This window comes from Clostridium sp. TJA020, from assembly GCF_058310295.1.
In genome coordinates this window covers 142,477-159,830 of sequence record NZ_JBZEFC010000003.1, presented here as the reverse complement: position 1 = coordinate 159,830, position 17,354 = coordinate 142,477, and the positions used below count along the sequence as shown (strand labels likewise).

The following is a 17,354-nucleotide window of genomic DNA, read 5'->3' as shown; positions in this document are numbered from 1 at the left end:
AAGGAGATTAAATAAATGGCAAAGTTTTATTCAGTATATAAAGGAAAATCAGGAGAACCTAAAATATTTACTTCATGGGATGAATGCAAAAAAGAAGTAATAGGATTTAAGGGAGCTATATATAAAAGTTTTAAAACTATGGATGAAGCGAAGGAATTTATACTTCTTAATGCTGAAGGAAAAGGTAGAGATTTTAATTTTTCAAAACCAAAAATAGTGAGTGAAACATCAAGGTTAAATAAAGAAGATAGAGAATTAGATTTAAAAGATTCTTTAGTTATATATGTTGATGGAAGCTTTTCTTTAGAAAAGAAAAACTTTTCTTATGGACTTGTAGCAACAAAAAATGGTGAAGTTATATATGAAGAAAATGGAGCTGGAAATGATGAAAAGGCTATTCCACTTAGAAATGTTTCTGGAGAAGTATTAGGATCAATGAAAGCAGTAGAATATGCTATAAATAATGGATACAATGAAGTTTATATAGTATATGATTATCAAGGTATTGAAAGTTGGGCATTAGGAACTTGGAAAAGAAATAATGAAATAACTTCAAATTATCATAGTTTTATGCAAAATAAAATGAAAGAAATAAATATTAAATTTAAAAAGGTAAAAGGTCACAGTGGCGATAAATTTAATGACAGAGCTGATATTTTGGCAAAATCAGCACTTGGAATTTAATGATAAAATATAAACATAATTCCTAGTTTAAAAAGTAATAATTTACATACCATAAATATAGCATCAAAAATAATTATTATAAAGAGGTGTTATTTATGAGTAAATTAATCAAAGGAATGGTTGCAGGTGCAGCACTAGGAACAGCAATAAGTATGGCAGTATTACCACAACTAGATAGAAAGACACAAAGAACTGTTAAAAGAGCAGGAAAAAGATTAATGAATGCTGCAGGTGATACTGTAGAAAATATGATGTCAATGATGAAATAATTAATTTATTGCTTGAGGTTTATTAAATAGATATCTATTTAATAAACCTTTTTTATTTAAATAAATTATTTAAATACTACTTTCATAGATTTTAGTTAAATTTACAACTTATCAAATTTTGATTAGGAATTATTTAAAAATTTTAACTATGAGTTCTTTGACTTCAATTTTGGCTAATCATATAATTTATATATATTGGATAATAAATAAAAATCAAAGGGATTTTGTATAATAAATAATTTTGATTTTTATTTATCTCTAGGAAAATGGAGGGATAAATATGAATAGATTCATGAGTGTATTTTTTCGTTTAGTTCCTTTAATAATGGGAGCTATATGTATAACATATGGATTTTATGTTAAGGTGCTAGAAGAAACGACAGGTAAAGGTTATATTGTTGCAAGTCATGTACTTATAGCATTAACTGCTATATGTATTGCTTTATTTACAACAGCGGCAACAATTATAAGACAATTAATAAACAAATATAATAATTTTTATAAATTTTTACTCCCTATAATAGGATATGCAGTTAGTTTATTTACTGTATTTTCAGGAGTTTATATTTGGAAAACGGCTGGAGATAATGCACCGTATTTTGTATCAGGAAATATTGTTTTTGCTATAGGCTTAATAGCTTGTTGTGTTTCCACAGTTGCAACAGCATCAACTAAGTTTGTACTTATAACAAAAAATGAAGCAACATTAAAATATGGTGAAAAACAAACAAATGCTTTTTCAGATTTTCAAGGAAAGATATTGATAGCAGTTCCGGCTATTTGTGCAATAATAGGTTTTTTAAGAGGATTTTATTTGTTATTTAAAGAGAGTATACCACCATATTTTATAGCAGCACATGTAGTTATTGGTCTATCTCTTATATGTTCATGTTTAATAGCGTTAGTTGCAAGTATAGTTAGACAAATACAAAATATATTCACTAATGAAGAAAGATGGAAGTGGAGTATATTTGTGCTCTTAATTGGAACTATAAACGTATTATGGGGAGCAATGGTATTAATAAATTGTACTAATGATGCATTTATAGCACCAGGGATAGTATTAATTGGTCTTGGACTTATTTGTTATAGTATATCAAGTAAAGTTATATTATTAGCAGCAGTATGGCGTAGAGAATTTAAGTTAGCAAACAGAATACCTATAATTCCAGTAGTAACAGCTCTTATATGTTTATTTTTATCATCTTATTTGTTTGAAGCAAGTTTATTTAATTCAGCTTATTTTGTTCCAGCACATGTTATGGTTGGACTAGGGGCAGTGTGTTTTACATTATTTTCAATAGTTTCAATACTTGAAAGTGGAACATCAAAGTAATAGATTTTAATATAAATATAAATAAATTAAAAATATCAGTTATAAGTTTTAATATTTATAACTGATATTTTTTTGTATTAAGTAGTTTATTAATAAAATTATCAATCAGTTAACAAAGTTTTAATTTAAATTAAATTATTGCATGAAAAAAAATAACAAAGTTTAACAAAAATATTGTATATTCTCAGATTATCGTGATATAATTAATTTAAATTTAAACAAAATATGAATAAGATTAATAAAAAATGAATAATATAAAGCAAAGGAAGATACTGTATGGAGATTTTATCTTTAGGAGAAAAAATTAAAAGAAAAAGAAAAAAATTAAATATGACTTTAAAAGATTTAGCTAAAGACAGAATAACACCAGGACAAATTAGTTTAGTTGAATCAGGTAGATCCAATCCATCAATGGATTTATTAGAATATTTGGCTAGTAATTTAAAAACTACAGTAGAATATTTAATGGAATCAGAAGAAAGCCAAGCCCATAAAGTGTGTACTTATTATGAGCAAATAGCAGAAGCTTATATGTTTAATAAAAAATATGAAATCAGCGAAAATTACATATCAAAAGCTTTAGAATATGCAAATAATTATAATCTAGAATGCAAAAAAGGAATGCTTATAAATCTTAAAGCTAAAATATATTTAAGTAAAAATGAATTGAATTTAGCTAAACAAAATTTTTTATCTGCTAATGTTATTTTTACTAAAAATAATAATTATAGAGAAATTATAGAAACTTTTTTAAATCTTGCAAAAATAGCTTTAAAGCTTAGAACTTATTATTCAGCAAATAGTTATTTAAAACAAGCAGAAAAAGTGTTTTTAGATAATAACCTTACAGAATATTATCTTTTAGGAGAAATATATTTTTATTTAGCAAAAACATATTTTGAAATGGATAATATAGGACAAGCTATGAATTATTCTATACTAGCTAAAGAGAAATTAGATATAGTAAATAATAAAGAAAAACATGCAGAAATATTATTAAAATTAGCAGAAGAATGTAACGAAAATGGAGACTTAGAAAATGCAATAAAATATTCAAATGAAACTTTAAAGTTTTATAGAGAAATTGAAGATATATCAAATACTTCAGATTTAGAAAATGAACTTGGTAAGCTTTTTTATAATTTTGAGAATATAGATGAGTCATTTAAAAGATATGAAGTAGCAAAAAATATTAGAATACAAAATAATGACAATAAGATTATAGATACACTTATAAATATGTGTAGAAATTATTTGAAAGTAAAAGATATTAAAAGGTGTACAGAAGTTTTAAATAACATTTATGAAAAATTACCAGAAAATAATATGGAAGAATTAATAGAATGTAATTTAATAAAATATAGAATACTTATTATAAACGAAGATAATATAGAAGCTGAAAAGGTTTTATTAGAAACTTACACAATTGCAGTAGAAAATGACTTATTAAAAGTAGCAGGAGAGATTGCAATTATGATTGGTAAGTTTTATATAGATAATAAAAAAGAAGATGCAGCAAAATTATATTTAAATGAAGGGGTTAGAATTTTCAATAAAGTTGGAATACTAGCTAACTAAAGAAGGTGGGGAATTATGGAGATACTTTCAACAGGAGAAAAAATAAAAAGAGCAAGAATATATAGAGGTATTACACTTAAAGAATTATGCGGTAATAAAATATCTATTTCTAAAATGAGCTGTATAGAAAATGGTAAAGTTAAAGCTGATGAAGAAATTTTAAGATACGTTTCAGATGTAATAGAATTAGATTACGAATATATTGCTAAAGATGTTTATGATCAAATAATAGAGAATATAGATATTTTTGAAAAGGGAGAAACATCAAATTTATCTTTAGAAAGCGATATAAAATTAAACTTAGATTATGCAATTGGATATAAATATTATGAATTAGCATTTAAATTAATTCATAAGCTTTTCAATTATTATTTATTAAATAATAAAAAAGATGAAATATTAGATATAATTCCAAAATATTATGATTTATATAGAAGAAATAATTCTGATGAAAATAATATAATATATTTTAATGATATGGCAGAGTATTTTTACAAAATAAAAGAATATAGTGAAGCTAAAACTTATTACATTAGGGTTATTGAAACACTAGAAAAAAATAAAGAAAACCAAGAAAAGGAGATTTATTGCTATAGCATATATAGAGAGGGAATGTGTTTTTTAAAGTGCAATCAATATGATGAAGCTGAAAAATACTTAAAAAGAGCTAAAGAGCTTTCAATTAATATAAAAAATAAGGAAATAATAAGTAAAGTGTATTATGCAAATAATATTATTGCAATACTAAATAATAATTTAAATTTATTAGATATTGAAAAGTCATCAGAACTTTTAGACGATATAACTAAAATTGTATCATTTAAAATAGATTATGCAGAAGCTTATTTCTTAATAAATAAAGAAGATGAAGCAATTAGACAAATTAATGAAGCAATATCACTTTTACCTCAAAATTTTACTTATGAAATAGGTGAAATATATATAAAATTTGCCAATATACTTAAAGATAATGGTAAATTAGAATTTGCAGAAGAGTTGGTGGATAAAGCTTTAAATATTGCAATTGAAATAAATGATATAATACTTATAGAAAAGGCATATTATTTAAAAGGAATACTTCTTCAAAGACAAAATAGATTTAGAGAAGCAGAGTTATATATGAATTTATCTTTAGATTCATTAGTTAAGTTTGGAACTAAAAGTGATTTATATAAAAGATATATTGATATAGCAAATATGTATCATAAAACTCAAGAAATACAAGATTCAATAAAGTATTTCACTTTAGCTATGAATATAAAAAGTAAAATATAATTTTAAAAAATACCTATAAGTTAAATTTATAGGTATTTTTTTTTATGCTTAATTATAAATTTGTAAACTTTATACATAAATTTAATAGATAATGAAGAATTTTTAAAGAAATATAGAGAAAAATAAATTTATAGTAAATAAAAGATTTTATATAAATTTATTTTTAAAAAAGAATGGCTATTTTAAAAGGTTTAGGATTAGTTTAAGAAAAATCTTTTTATTATGATTGTTAACAAAATAAAAAACTAAGAAAAATGGAGTAATATATAGAAAATAAGAGTAATTATAAGTAAATATTCAAAAAACCAAAAAAAATATTCAAAAATCAAACTTTGACTTTCTTTGACTAATATAATATTATGATATCAAGATAAAATACGTAAGAGGTGAATTAAAGATGAATGTAGATAGAATGACACTAAGAGTTCAAAATGCTTTAAATGAGGCTAACTTAATAGCCGTTAAAAATAATAATCAACAAATGGATGTAATTCATCTTTTTGCTAGTTTAGTAGAACAACAAGATGGATTAATTCCAAATATATTAAACAAAATGGGAATTCAAGTAAAGAGCTTAGAGAACGCAATAAATCAAGCAATTTCACGTCTTCCTAAGGTAACAGCATCATCTGGTGCAGAATCAAATGTTTATATAACAAAGAAAATACAAGAAGTTTTAATAAAGGCAGATGAGATTTCAAAGAAATTTGAAGATTCATATATAAGTGTTGAGCATTTAATGCTTGCAATTATGGAAATAGATAAAAATGGAGAAGTTGGACATTTATTAGATATGTATGACATATCAGAACATAAATTTATGGAAGTATTAAAGGAAGTTCGTGGAAGTCAAAGAGTTGATACTCAAGATCCAGAAGGAACTTATGATGCTTTAGCTAAATATGGTACAAATTTAAATGAATTAGTTAAAAGTCATAAATTAGACCCTGTTATTGGAAGAGATGAAGAAATAAGAAGAACTGTTAGAATACTTTCAAGAAGAACTAAAAATAATCCAGTATTAATTGGGGAACCTGGTGTTGGTAAAACAGCAATAGTTGAAGGTTTAGCACAAAGAATAGTTAATGGAGATGTACCTGAGGGATTAAAAGATAAAGTAATATTCTCATTAGATATGGGTTCACTTATAGCAGGTGCTAAATATAGAGGAGAGTTTGAAGAAAGATTAAAAGCTGTACTTAAAGAAGTTCAAAATAGTGAAGGTAGATTAATATTATTTATAGATGAAATTCATACAATTGTTGGAGCTGGTAAAACAGATGGCGCAATGGATGCAGGTAACCTTATTAAGCCATTACTTGCAAGAGGTGAATTACACTGTATTGGTGCAACAACTTTTGATGAATATAGACAATATATTGAAAAAGATAAAGCACTAGAGAGAAGATTCCAACCTGTAATTGTAAATGAACCATCAGTAGATGATGCAATTTCAATTCTAAGAGGATTAAAAGAAAGATTTGAAATTCACCATGGAGTTAGAATACATGATTCGGCTATAGTTGCAGCTGTTAAATTATCAGATAGATATATTCAAGATAGATATTTACCAGATAAAGCAATTGACTTAATTGATGAAGCTGGAGCTATGATAAGATCAGAAGTTGATTCACTTCCAACAGAACTTGATGCTGTTAGAAGAAAAATATTCCAATTAGAAACTGAAAAAGAAGCTTTATCTAGAGAAAAAGATGAAAATTCTAAGAAGAGATTAGAAGTAATAGAAAAAGAATTAGCAGATCTTAAAGAACAAAATGATGGAATGAGTGCTAAGTATGAAAAAGAAAAAGAAAATATAGTTGATCTTAGAGAATTAAAAGAGCAATTAGATGAAGCTAAAGGTGATCTTGAAAGATATGAAAGAAATTATGATTATAATAAAGTAGCTGAAATTAGATATAGTATAATTCCAGAATTAGAAGAAAAGATTAAAGCAAAAGAAGAGGAAGTAAAAGAAAACTCAGATGGTGCTTTATTAAAAGAAGAAGTAACAGAAGAAGAGGTTGGAGAAGTTCTTTCAAAATGGACTGGAATTCCTGTTACAAAGCTTATGGAAGGTGAAAGAGAAAAACTTTTAAGATTAGATGAAGAGTTACAATCAAGAGTAATAGATCAAGAGGAAGCTGTTGATTCAGTATCAAACGCTATACTTAGAGCAAGAGCTGGACTTAAAGATGAAAATAAACCAATTGGATCATTTATATTCTTAGGACCAACTGGTGTTGGTAAAACAGAACTTGCAAAAACTTTAGCAAGAACATTATTTGATAGTGAAGAAAGTATGATAAGAATTGATATGTCTGAATATATGGAAAAACAATCAGTTTCAAGATTAGTTGGACCACCTCCAGGATATGTTGGATATGAAGAAGGCGGTCAATTAACAGAAGCTGTTAGAAGACATCCATATTCAGTAGTTTTATTTGATGAAATAGAAAAAGCACATCCAGATGTATTTAATATATTCCTACAAATACTAGATGATGGTAGGCTTACAGATAATAAAGGTAAAACTGTAGACTTTAAAAATACTATAATAATTATGACATCAAATATAGGTTCACATTTCTTATTAGAAGGAACAAAAAATGGTGAGATTTCAGAAGAAGCAAGAGGCTATGTAATGAATGAAATGAAATCAAGATTTAAACCAGAGTTCCTAAATAGAGTTGATGATATCATAATGTTTAGACCATTATCAGAAAATGGTATTAAGAAAATTATTGATATATTCTTAAAAGATGTTGAAAAGAGATTAACAGAAAAGAATATTAAGCTTGAAGTTACAGATGGAGCTAAAGATATATTAGCTAAAGAAGGATATGATCCAGTATATGGTGCAAGACCACTTAAGAGATATATTCAAAATACTTTAGAAAATAGATTAGCTAGAATGATAATTAAAGGAACTATTGGTTATGGTTCAATTGTAAAAATTGACGGTGAAGGCGATAATTTAACAATTAAACCTAATAATTAAAAGTATATAAACCCCTAAATAGCATAAAATAAAGACAAGAAGGGTGGGTAAGATTAATATCTTTTCCTACCCGTTTTTTAAAATGTAAATTAGGAGGGATTTTAATGGAATACATAACCCCAGAAGATAATTATCTAGTAGTATTTCCTGATGGAAGAGGTGTTACCTTTAAAGATATTGAAGGTTGTAGTGCTTATATAAATAGATATTATGAAGAAAGAGTAAGACTTCATGCAATGGAAGAAGTTTATGAAAATTATGATTTAACAAAAGAAGATGCAAGAGATAGAATATCTACGATAATTGGTGCTGAAGAAGGAGAACCTAAAATATATTATTTAGATGATGTTTTTGAAGCTATACAAAATTCAGGTGCTTTTTTAGAAGAACAACAAGAAGTAATAAGTAATCTTTTAGGTAGAAATTCAAAAATAAATACTACTCACTATGGTTTAGATAAAATATTAATAAATGTTAATGATATAATAGAGGGTAGATTATAAAAAAATATGAAAAAAATGTTTTTCTTATAATTTAGTCAAACTTTAATTATAAATTTTAATTATAAAAATAAATAATTATTAATATAAATTTTAATCGGTATATTTAATATATGCTGATTTTTTTTATTAATAAAAAAGTTAAAGATATATAGGTTAAACAATTAAATTTTTTGATTTAAAACTTATTTTAATAATTACAAAGTTGTTATAAGTAAAAAGAAAATTAAAAAGTTATTATTATTAATGAGAAAAAATAAAATATTATAAGTTGTTTCGATTAAAATTTATTATATTTAAAATAATTTATAAATAAGAATAGAATTAATTGCATATTTATATATGGAAATATTTATAATGGACGAACAATTTTTGCGTAAAAATGTGGGGGATTGGAGTATGTTACATTACGGATTTCTATTAGATATAGCAATTATTTTATTAAGTACAAAATTTTTAGGAATATTAACTAGAAAATTTAGAATGCCACAGGTAGTTGGTGCATTACTTGCAGGGCTTATACTTGGACCAGCTATGTTTAATACACTTAGGGAAACTGAATTTATTCAACAAATGGCCGAACTTGGAGTTATAGTACTTATGTTTACAGCAGGACTTGAAACAGATATTACTGAACTTAAGAAAATAGGAAAGGTTTCTTTTGTAGTTGCACTATTTGGAGTATTATTTCCACTAGGACTTGTTTTTATAGTATCAAGTATATTTTATGGAGGTAAACTTTTTAACCAAAGTTCAAATGAATTATTACAAAACATATTTATAGCAGTAATATTTACAGCAACATCTGTTAGTATAACTGTTGAAACCTTAAAAGAATTAGGGAAAATAAATACTAAAGCTGGAAATACAATACTTGGAGCAGCTCTTATTGATGATGTTTTAGGAGTAATAGGACTTACAATAATTATGAGTATATCAGATTCATCAGTTGTAATATGGAAGGTTTTCTTAAAGATTATATTATTCTTTATTTTCTCTATTTGCATAGGATATATTTTTTATTTAATATTTCAAACACTTATAAAAAGATATCATAAAGATATGAGGAGATTTGTAATAATCTCTTTTGTATTTTGCTTGATTTTATCATATGCTGCAGAAGAATTTTTTGGAGTTGCAGATATTACAGGAGCTTTTATTGCGGGGCTTATAATATCTAATACTGAAAAAACAAAGTATATTAATTCAAGATTTGATATATTATCATATATGTTATTATCTCCAATATTTTTTGCAAGTATAGGAATAAAGGTTGAGATTTCAGGAATGTCTAATAAAATAATAGCATTTACTTTAATATTATTTATTGTAGCATTAATAAGTAAAATTATAGGGTGTATGTTAGGAGCAAAACTATTTAGATATAGTAATAAAGAATCATTTCAAGTAGGAGTTGGAATGGTGTCTAGAGGAGAAGTTGCACTTATAGTTGCAAGTAAAGGTATTGGAGCAGGTGTTATAAGTGAAATGATATTAGGACCAATAGTTATAGTAGTAGTTCTTACAACAGTAATTACACCTGTATTATTAAAGTTTGCATTTAAGAATTAATTAAGTAAATAAAAAGCAAGAAAATAAAATTTTATTTTCTTGCTTTTTATTTTATATTTATTATTATTCAGTTTCTGAGAATTGATCTTTACCTACTCCACATAAAGGACAAACCCAATCATCTGGAATATTTTCAAAACTAGTTCCAGGATTAACTCCATTATCTGGATCACCTACAGCTGGATCATAAATATAACCACAAACATCACATATATACTTTTTCATAAAAAACCCTCCTAAAAGCTTATTGCTATTTATATGATAATTATACAACTATTTATTTATAAAATGGATTAAATTTAGATGAACAATATTAATGGTAAATATATATTTAATATATATCTATTAATATAAAATTTTATTAAGTTTATTTCAAAAATAAAGTATTAATAAATAAATAGGAGAAAAAGTTAATATGAAAAAGATAAATAAAAATAATGAAAGAATTTAATAGTGATAATCATTTTCAATTATTACGATAAGATGATATTATGTGTACATAAAGTATTTTTATAGGAGGTAAATAAATGGCGAAAATGATGGGACCACGTTTTAAGATGTGCAGAAGACTTGGACTTAATGTCATAGGTCATCCAAAGGCAATGAAGCGTGCGAGCAAAGGAACAAGTAGAGCAGATAAAAAGTTATCTGACTACGGCGTAAGGTTATTAGAAAAACAGAGACTTAGAGCTTATTATGGAGTGCTTGAAAAGCAATTTGAAAGATATGTTCAAGAAGCATTTAAAGCAAAAATTCAACCTGGTGATGCTTTGTTATTAAGATTAGAATCAAGACTTGATAATATAGTTTACAGAATGGGTTTTGCAAACTCAATAAGAGCAAGTAGACAAATGGTTAATCACGGTCATTTTTTAGTTAATGGAGAGAAAGTGAATATTCCATCATACAAACTAAATCCTGGAGATATAGTAACTCTTAGAGAGAAATCTCGTAAAGTAGAATTATTTGTTAATACATTTAAAGAAAATGAATTAAATACTTTCCCTTATATAGAGAAAGATATTGAAAATTTCGTTGGTACTTATGTTAGAGAACCAGAGAGAAATGAGTTACCAATAGAAATTAATGAACAATTAATAGTGGAGTTTTATTCTAAATAGTATGAATTAGAATATAGCCTTTAAAGCCTCGTATATTAATACAGTATATTTTGCCATTATGTAAGTACCAAATCTGTGCTGGGATTTGGTACTTATTTTTATGTTTTATAATTTAATTATTTATTTTTATTCTTTTTATTAATAGGTAATTTTATTACGTTTCATATATAAAATAGATAAGTTTTTGTAAAAATTTATATTTTTAAACATAATATGCAACAAATCTAAATAATTACACTGTATAATATAATTAATAAAATTTAATATGAGAGGTGTTTTTTATGGGTATTGAAGAGATTAATCCAGCTTTAGCTAGAGGATTTAAAAATGCTACTTATGATAGTACTACAATGTCAATTAGTGGAACAATAACTAAGATATTGATATTACTTTCTATAGTAACAGGAGCATTTATTTATAGTTGGTTTTATATACCATATAGCGATAGCGTTATTATGTTAGTAGCAATAATAACATTTGCTGTAGCAATATTTACGGTTATATCACCAAAAAGTGCTCAATTTTCCTCTATAATATATGCTGCATTTGAAGGATTATTTTTGGGAAGCATATCAAAGGTTTTTGATAATTTTTATTCGGGTATAATAATACCTGCTATATTAATTACAATTGTTGCTGTAATAGTTACATTGTTTGTATATGGTAAAAAGCCAAGTATTGCAGAGAGAACAGAAAAAAGTGTAAGAATTGCAATTACAACTATTTCAGTAACTTTACTTATGGGAGTTTTGTTAAGTTTTTTTGGGATAGTATTACCTATTTATGAAAACGGTATAATTGGGATAGTATTTAGTTTAGTAGTTGTTTTAATAGCTACAATAAGTTTAATTCAAGATTATGAATTTATATTAAAGGGAGCAGAAGTTGGAGCTCCAAAATATATGGAGTGGTACTCAGCCTTTGGGCTAATGGTAACACTTGTATGGTTATATACTGAGCTTATACGATTTTTAGGAAAAATTTTTTCAATTAATGACTAGTATATAATTAAGTAATTATTATATATAAATTACTAAAGGTAAGTTTGTGATAGAACTTACCTTTTATTTTTTACATTGTTAAGATAAAATATAAAGCTTATTAATCTAAGGTATATAAGTAAAATAATAATTAAGCAATAAATTTTATATTTTAATATATTTTTGGATAAAAGGTTAATTTAAAAGTGATAAATAAGTTGATATATTTAATATGTTTAAAAGTATTTTAAAGTGTAAATATTAAATGAATAAGGAGTATAAGGGAGAATTCTGTATATATTTTAATGATTAAAATTTTAAATGAAAGTTAAAATATAGTATTTATGAATGTAATAATAAATCAAATTGAATATTTATTTAAAAAAGTAATATGAGTGTTGAAAGACTAATTTTTAATAAATATAATAGTATTTAAATATCTTTGTTATGGATAAGTAAAGTATATAATTTATAGAAATAATAACCTATTAAAAATTAAAAAATATTATATATAATTTATTCAAATTTCAATAAGTGTGATAAATATCACGTTATAAAAGAAAAATGAATGTTAAAATTATAACAACTAAAAGTAGTTAGGACTTTAAAAGGAGATGTTTTTTTATGGATGTTAAACAATCAGTATGTAATTATTGCTCTACTGGATGCAATCTTAATTTTAATATAGAAAATGATAAAATAGTTAAAATAATGGGAAAAAAAGGTTACCCTGTTAATGATGGAATGGCTTGTATAAAAGGACTTAATCTAGATAAGCAACTTACTATGTATGGACAGCAAAGACTTCCTCTTCTTAGAGGTGAAGATGGAAAAATGCATGAAATATCATGGGAAGAAGCATTTGAAGTTTTTGCTAAAAAAATGACAGAGATTCAAAATAAATATGGTAAAGAAAGTGCCGCTTTTATAAGTACAGGACAGCTTCCTATGGAAGAAATGGCTATATTAGGATACGTAGGAAGAGGGCTTATGGGAATGCATGGAGATGGAAATACAAGACTTTGTATGGCTACATCAGTTGTTGCATATAAGCAAAGCTTTGGATTTGACGCACCACCATACACATTAGAAGATTTAGAACTTTCAGATACACTTATATTTATAGGGGCAAATCCAGCTGTTGCTCATCCAATATTATGGGGAAGAATAAGAAAAAATAAAGATGCTAAGAAGATTGTTATAGATCCAAGAAAATCAGAAACTGTAAAGGGATGTGATGATTGGTATCCAATAAAACCAAAAACTGATTTAAGATTTTTATATACATTAGCTAATGTTTTAATAGAAAAAGGATACATAGATGAAGAATATATAAAAAAATATACAGAGGACTTTGAAGGATTCAAAGAACACGTTAAAAAGTATAAATTAGATAATATTTATGAAACTACAGGAATTTCAAAGGAAAGAGTATTAGAGCTTGCAGAAACAATACATAACGGTAAAAAGGTTTCAATTTGGTGGACTATGGGAGTAAATCAAGGTTATGAAGCTGTAAGAACTGCTCAGGCTATAATAAATATTTGTGTAATGACAGGTAATATAGGAAGGGAAGGAACAGGTCCTAATTCAATTACGGGTCAATGTAATGCTATGGGGTCAAGATTATTTAGTAATACAACTTGTATTTATGGCGGAAGAGATTATGCTAATGAAGAAGATAGAAAATTTATAACAAAAGTTATGGGAATAAAAGATGAGCATATCCCTAAAAAACCAACTATGGCATATCCAGAAATAATACAAGGAGCATTAGATGGAAATATAAAAGCACTTTGGATAGTTTCAACAAATCCAGCTGATTCATGGATAGATAACAAAAAATTTAAAGAAGCTGCAGAAAAAATTGATTTTTTAGTTGTTCAAGATTTATACTCAGACACTGATACAGCTAAATTATGTGATCTTTTCTTACCTGCTATACCAGGAATCAAGAAAAATGGTACATATATTAATACTGAACGTAGAATGTCAGCATTAGTTCCTATGCTTTTAAGAGGTGAAGAAGAGCTTACTGATTTTGAAATTATAAGAGGAATAGGAAAAGCTTTAGGAAAAGAAGAAGAATTAAAGTTTTGGAAAACTCCAAGAGATGTATTTGAACTTCTAAAAAAATCTACTGAAGGTATGCCATGTGATATTACTGGAGTAGAATATGATATGGTTAGAGAAGGGAACGGAGTACAATGGCCTTTTAAAAAGGGAGATAAGTTAGAGAAAGACCAAAGAAGACTTTTTGAAGATGGAATTTATTATAGACCTAATGGAAAAATGAAATTTATGTATGAAGATATAATGGAAAATAATGAAAAGCAAACAGAACAATTTCCTTATATTTTTAATACAGGAAGAGGGACTGTAGGACAATGGCATACTCAAACAAGAACTAGGGAAATTCCTATGGTTACAAAAATGGTTTCAGAAAAAGCTTATATTGAAATTAGTTCAGAAATAGCGAAAGAGCATGATGTTAAAGATGGAGATATAATAGAAGTTACATCATCAAATGGAGAAACTGTAAGAGTAATTGCTAAAATAAATGATGGCTTATTAAAAGATGAGATGTATGGACCTATGCATTATATAGAAATTAATATGTTAACAAAAGGAAAATATGACACATATTCAAGAGAGCCATCATATAAATATGTAACATGTAATTTAAAGAAAATAGATTAATTAAATAATGCTCATTCTTTTAAAGAGTGGGCATTAATGTTTTAAGGAGGGTTATTTTTGATAAGTTTAGAGGAAGCTAAAAAATTAATTTTAGGAAAAGTGAAAAGTTTAGGTTCAGAAGAAGTTAATATTGAAGATTCTGTAGGAAGAATTTTATATGAAAATATATATTCTCCTATAAATAACCCACCATTTCCAAGATCTCCTTTAGATGGATATGCTATTAGAAGCGAGGATACAAAAGGTGCAACGAGAGAAAATCCTATTAATTTAAAAGTAATAGATAAAATATATGCAGGGTATGTATCAGATAAAATAGTAAAACAAAATGAAGCTATAAGAATAATGACAGGGGCACCAATTCCAGAAGGAGCCGATACAATAATAAGACAAGAAGATACTGATGAAGGAGTAGAATTTGTTAAGATATATACTGCACTTAATGAATATGATAATTACTGTTATGAAGGTGAAGATTTTAAAGAAGGAACAGAATTATTAAAAAGAGGAAAACTTATAACTTCATCAGAGGTTATAGCTCTTGCCTCAATTGGATTTAATAAGGTTAAAGTTTATAAAAAAGCAATAGTTGGAATAATAAATACTGGTGATGAAATCCAAAATCCTGGAACAAAATTAAAAAGTGGAAAAATTTATAATAGTAATGGATACTTTTTAAAAGCAAGACTTTCAGAATTGGGTTTTGAAAGTATTTTGTATAATTTAATTTGTGATGAGGATGAGGAAATAATAAAAGCTATAAAGTACTTAGAAGATAAATGTGACATTATAATTTCAACTGGTGGAGTATCAGTTGGTGAAAAAGATAGAGTTATGATAAGTGCTGAGAAAGCAGGATATAATATATTATTTTGGAAAGTTGATATAAAGCCAGGTTCACCAATGTTTGCTGCATTTAAAGAAGACAAATTATATATAGGATTATCAGGTACTCCAGTGGCAGCAGCAACGACGTTTGAATTAACATGTAGAGATGCTTTATCAAAAATGTACAATACAGATAGTTTATGTATCAAAAAGAGAATAGGAATATTAATGGACAATTACACTAAATTATCAAATAAAAGAAGATTTTTAAGAGTTTATATTGATAATGAAAATAAAGTTTTTATAAATAATGTATATCAAACTCCAGGGCAAGTTCACACTATGATAAACAGTAATGCAATACTTGAAATTCCAAAAATGAAAGAACTAAAAAAAGGTGAGAAGGTAGAGGTATTAATTTAAATATGATAAATAAGTCTGTAATAATATTATCAGGTGGTAAAAATAGCAGAATGAACTATAAGACAAAAGCTTTTTTGAAGATAGATGACATAAGGTTTATAGATAAAATTTTTTTAGAAACATCAGACTTTGAAGAAAAAATTTTATCTTGTAATGATATTAATCTTTATGAAGAATTTAAAAATCAAGCTTTATTAGTTAAAGATGAATTTAAAGATATAGGTCCAATGGGAGGTATATATTCATGTCTTAAAAAAAGCAACTTTGAATCTTCTTTGGTGGTTGCAAGTGATATGCCTTTTTTAAATAAAGATTTTTTGAATTATATTTCAAGTTATAAGTTTAATGAGGATGCTTTAATACCAGTAGTAAATGGAAAAATAAATCCTCTTTGTGGAATATATAAAAAAAGTATTTTAAAAATTATAGAGTCAATGATTTTTAAAAAAGATTATAAGCTTAAAAATTTATTAGAAAAAATTAGTACAAAATATATTGAATGTAATGAAATAAACAATTTTATAAATGTAAATACAGAGGTTGAGTATAATGAGTTGTGCAAAAGAAAATTTAAATAAGAGTCCTTTTGTTGTAAATATTGTAGGAGAAAGGTCTAATGTTGGTAAAACTACATTAATTGAAGGACTTATAAAAGAATTGGTAAAAAGAGGTTATAAAGTTGGAACTATAAAACATGATATACATGGATTTGATATAGATAAAGAAGGAAAAGATACGTATAAACATAGAGTGGCTGGAGCATCAACTGTAATAATATCATCAAAAACCAGAATGGCAATGATAAAGGAAGTTAATGAGGAAGAAAAATTAGAAAATTTAATAAAACTGTTAAATGATAAAGATTTTATTATTGTAGAAGGTTATAAAAAAAGTAATTTAAAGAAAATTGAAGTATTTAGGAAAGGAGTAAGTAGTAGAATTATAACGCCAAATGATAAATTAATATGTGTAGCAACGGATATTCCACTTAATTTAAATAAAATAAAAGAAATTAAGTATAACGATTACAAAATGTTAATAGACTTATTGGAAAATTTAAAATATAATCAAATAGAGAGGAGTTGAT

The 17,354-nt window shown here is 25.7% G+C and carries 15 protein-coding genes; 14 read left to right on the top strand and 1 reads right to left on the bottom strand.

The annotated features are described in order from the left end of the window. The first annotated feature begins 15 nt into the window (after positions 1–15). The 8 genes from AC4FQ1_RS06755 (at position 16) to AC4FQ1_RS06720 (ending at position 10,215) form a co-directional block, all read left to right on the top strand. Entirely contained in the window at positions 16–684 is a 669-nt protein-coding gene (locus AC4FQ1_RS06755) for a ribonuclease H1 domain-containing protein (protein ID WP_303129470.1), read from the top strand. A gap of 95 nt (positions 685–779) precedes the next feature. Continuing rightward, entirely contained in the window at positions 780–953 is a 174-nt protein-coding gene (locus AC4FQ1_RS06750) for a YtxH domain-containing protein (RefSeq protein WP_303129469.1), read from the top strand. Between the two features lie 280 nt (positions 954–1,233). Continuing rightward, on the top strand, positions 1,234–2,289 hold the full coding sequence (locus AC4FQ1_RS06745) for a DUF2776 family protein (RefSeq protein ID WP_491169291.1): 1,056 nt from the start codon (positions 1,234–1,236) through the stop codon (positions 2,287–2,289). 276 nt (positions 2,290–2,565) lie between these two features. Continuing rightward, positions 2,566–3,867, top strand: coding sequence for a helix-turn-helix domain-containing protein (locus tag AC4FQ1_RS06740; RefSeq protein ID WP_491169290.1), 1,302 nt, complete (start codon positions 2,566–2,568; stop codon positions 3,865–3,867). A gap of 15 nt (positions 3,868–3,882) precedes the next feature. After that, positions 3,883–5,142, top strand: a complete 1,260-nt coding sequence (locus tag AC4FQ1_RS06735) for a helix-turn-helix transcriptional regulator (protein ID WP_303129466.1) — start codon at positions 3,883–3,885, stop codon at positions 5,140–5,142. 397 nt (positions 5,143–5,539) lie between these two features. After that, on the top strand, positions 5,540–8,143 hold the full coding sequence (clpB, locus tag AC4FQ1_RS06730) for an ATP-dependent chaperone ClpB (RefSeq protein WP_303129465.1): 2,604 nt from the start codon (positions 5,540–5,542) through the stop codon (positions 8,141–8,143). A gap of 104 nt (positions 8,144–8,247) precedes the next feature. Continuing rightward, on the top strand, positions 8,248–8,646 hold the full coding sequence (locus tag AC4FQ1_RS06725; protein WP_491169289.1) for a hypothetical protein: 399 nt from the start codon (positions 8,248–8,250) through the stop codon (positions 8,644–8,646). A 396-nt stretch (positions 8,647–9,042) separates the two neighbouring features. After that, the gene (locus tag AC4FQ1_RS06720; RefSeq protein ID WP_491169288.1) at positions 9,043–10,215 is read left to right on the top strand and encodes a cation:proton antiporter; all 1,173 of its coding nucleotides are present in this window, start codon (positions 9,043–9,045) and stop codon (positions 10,213–10,215) included. Between the two features lie 63 nt (positions 10,216–10,278). On the opposite strand, the gene rd is transcribed toward AC4FQ1_RS06720, so the two are convergent. Next, positions 10,279–10,440, bottom strand: a complete 162-nt coding sequence (gene rd, locus AC4FQ1_RS06715; protein WP_303131161.1) for a rubredoxin — start codon at positions 10,438–10,440, stop codon at positions 10,279–10,281. Positions 10,441–10,742: 302 nt separating this feature from the next. On the opposite strand from rd, the gene rpsD reads away from it, so the two are divergent. The 6 genes from rpsD to mobB all read left to right on the top strand — a co-directional run bounded on the left by rpsD (position 10,743) and on the right by mobB (position 17,353). Then, positions 10,743–11,336 carry a 30S ribosomal protein S4 gene (gene rpsD, locus AC4FQ1_RS06710; protein ID WP_303131162.1) on the top strand — a complete coding sequence of 198 codons (594 nt, stop codon included), beginning with the start codon at positions 10,743–10,745 and terminating at the stop codon, positions 11,334–11,336. A gap of 281 nt (positions 11,337–11,617) precedes the next feature. Next, positions 11,618–12,337 carry a Bax inhibitor-1/YccA family protein gene (locus AC4FQ1_RS06705; protein ID WP_491169287.1) on the top strand — a complete coding sequence of 240 codons (720 nt, stop codon included), beginning with the start codon at positions 11,618–11,620 and terminating at the stop codon, positions 12,335–12,337. A 603-nt stretch (positions 12,338–12,940) separates the two neighbouring features. Next, positions 12,941–15,016: a molybdopterin oxidoreductase family protein gene (locus AC4FQ1_RS06700; protein WP_491169286.1), complete on the top strand. Its 2,076-nt coding sequence runs from the start codon at positions 12,941–12,943 to the stop codon at positions 15,014–15,016. Positions 15,017–15,073: 57 nt separating this feature from the next. Beyond that, entirely contained in the window at positions 15,074–16,267 is a 1,194-nt protein-coding gene (locus AC4FQ1_RS06695; protein ID WP_491169285.1) for a molybdopterin molybdotransferase MoeA, read from the top strand. Positions 16,268–16,269: 2 nt separating this feature from the next. Beyond that, positions 16,270–16,845, top strand: coding sequence for a molybdenum cofactor guanylyltransferase (locus tag AC4FQ1_RS06690; protein ID WP_491169284.1), 576 nt, complete (start codon positions 16,270–16,272; stop codon positions 16,843–16,845). Further along, positions 16,817–17,353, top strand: a complete 537-nt coding sequence (gene mobB / locus AC4FQ1_RS06685; RefSeq protein ID WP_491169283.1) for a molybdopterin-guanine dinucleotide biosynthesis protein B — start codon at positions 16,817–16,819, stop codon at positions 17,351–17,353. Before AC4FQ1_RS06690 ends, mobB begins: the two co-directional genes overlap by 29 nt. Position 17,354: the final 1 nt, after the last annotated feature.

What these genes read in the sequence shown, in the direction of transcription:
- clpB (WP_303129465.1), top strand. Translation starts at nt 5,540, where the DNA reads ATGAATGTAGATAGAATGACACTAAGAGTTCAAAATGCTTTAAATGAG.
- AC4FQ1_RS06745 (WP_491169291.1), top strand. Translation starts at nt 1,234, where the DNA reads ATGAATAGATTCATGAGTGTATTTTTTCGTTTAGTTCCTTTAATAATG.
- AC4FQ1_RS06725 (WP_491169289.1), top strand. Translation starts at nt 8,248, where the DNA reads ATGGAATACATAACCCCAGAAGATAATTATCTAGTAGTATTTCCTGAT.
- AC4FQ1_RS06750 (WP_303129469.1), top strand. Translation starts at nt 780, where the DNA reads ATGAGTAAATTAATCAAAGGAATGGTTGCAGGTGCAGCACTAGGAACA.
- AC4FQ1_RS06735 (WP_303129466.1), top strand. Translation starts at nt 3,883, where the DNA reads ATGGAGATACTTTCAACAGGAGAAAAAATAAAAAGAGCAAGAATATAT.
- AC4FQ1_RS06705 (WP_491169287.1), top strand. Translation starts at nt 11,618, where the DNA reads ATGGGTATTGAAGAGATTAATCCAGCTTTAGCTAGAGGATTTAAAAAT.
- AC4FQ1_RS06740 (WP_491169290.1), top strand. Translation starts at nt 2,566, where the DNA reads ATGGAGATTTTATCTTTAGGAGAAAAAATTAAAAGAAAAAGAAAAAAA.
- AC4FQ1_RS06700 (WP_491169286.1), top strand. Translation starts at nt 12,941, where the DNA reads ATGGATGTTAAACAATCAGTATGTAATTATTGCTCTACTGGATGCAAT.
- rpsD (WP_303131162.1), top strand. Translation starts at nt 10,743, where the DNA reads ATGGCGAAAATGATGGGACCACGTTTTAAGATGTGCAGAAGACTTGGA.
- AC4FQ1_RS06720 (WP_491169288.1), top strand. Translation starts at nt 9,043, where the DNA reads ATGTTACATTACGGATTTCTATTAGATATAGCAATTATTTTATTAAGT.
- rd (WP_303131161.1), bottom strand. Translation starts at nt 10,440, where the DNA reads ATGAAAAAGTATATATGTGATGTTTGTGGTTATATTTATGATCCAGCT.
- AC4FQ1_RS06690 (WP_491169284.1), top strand. Translation starts at nt 16,270, where the DNA reads ATGATAAATAAGTCTGTAATAATATTATCAGGTGGTAAAAATAGCAGA.
- mobB (WP_491169283.1), top strand. Translation starts at nt 16,817, where the DNA reads ATGAGTTGTGCAAAAGAAAATTTAAATAAGAGTCCTTTTGTTGTAAAT.
- AC4FQ1_RS06755 (WP_303129470.1), top strand. Translation starts at nt 16, where the DNA reads ATGGCAAAGTTTTATTCAGTATATAAAGGAAAATCAGGAGAACCTAAA.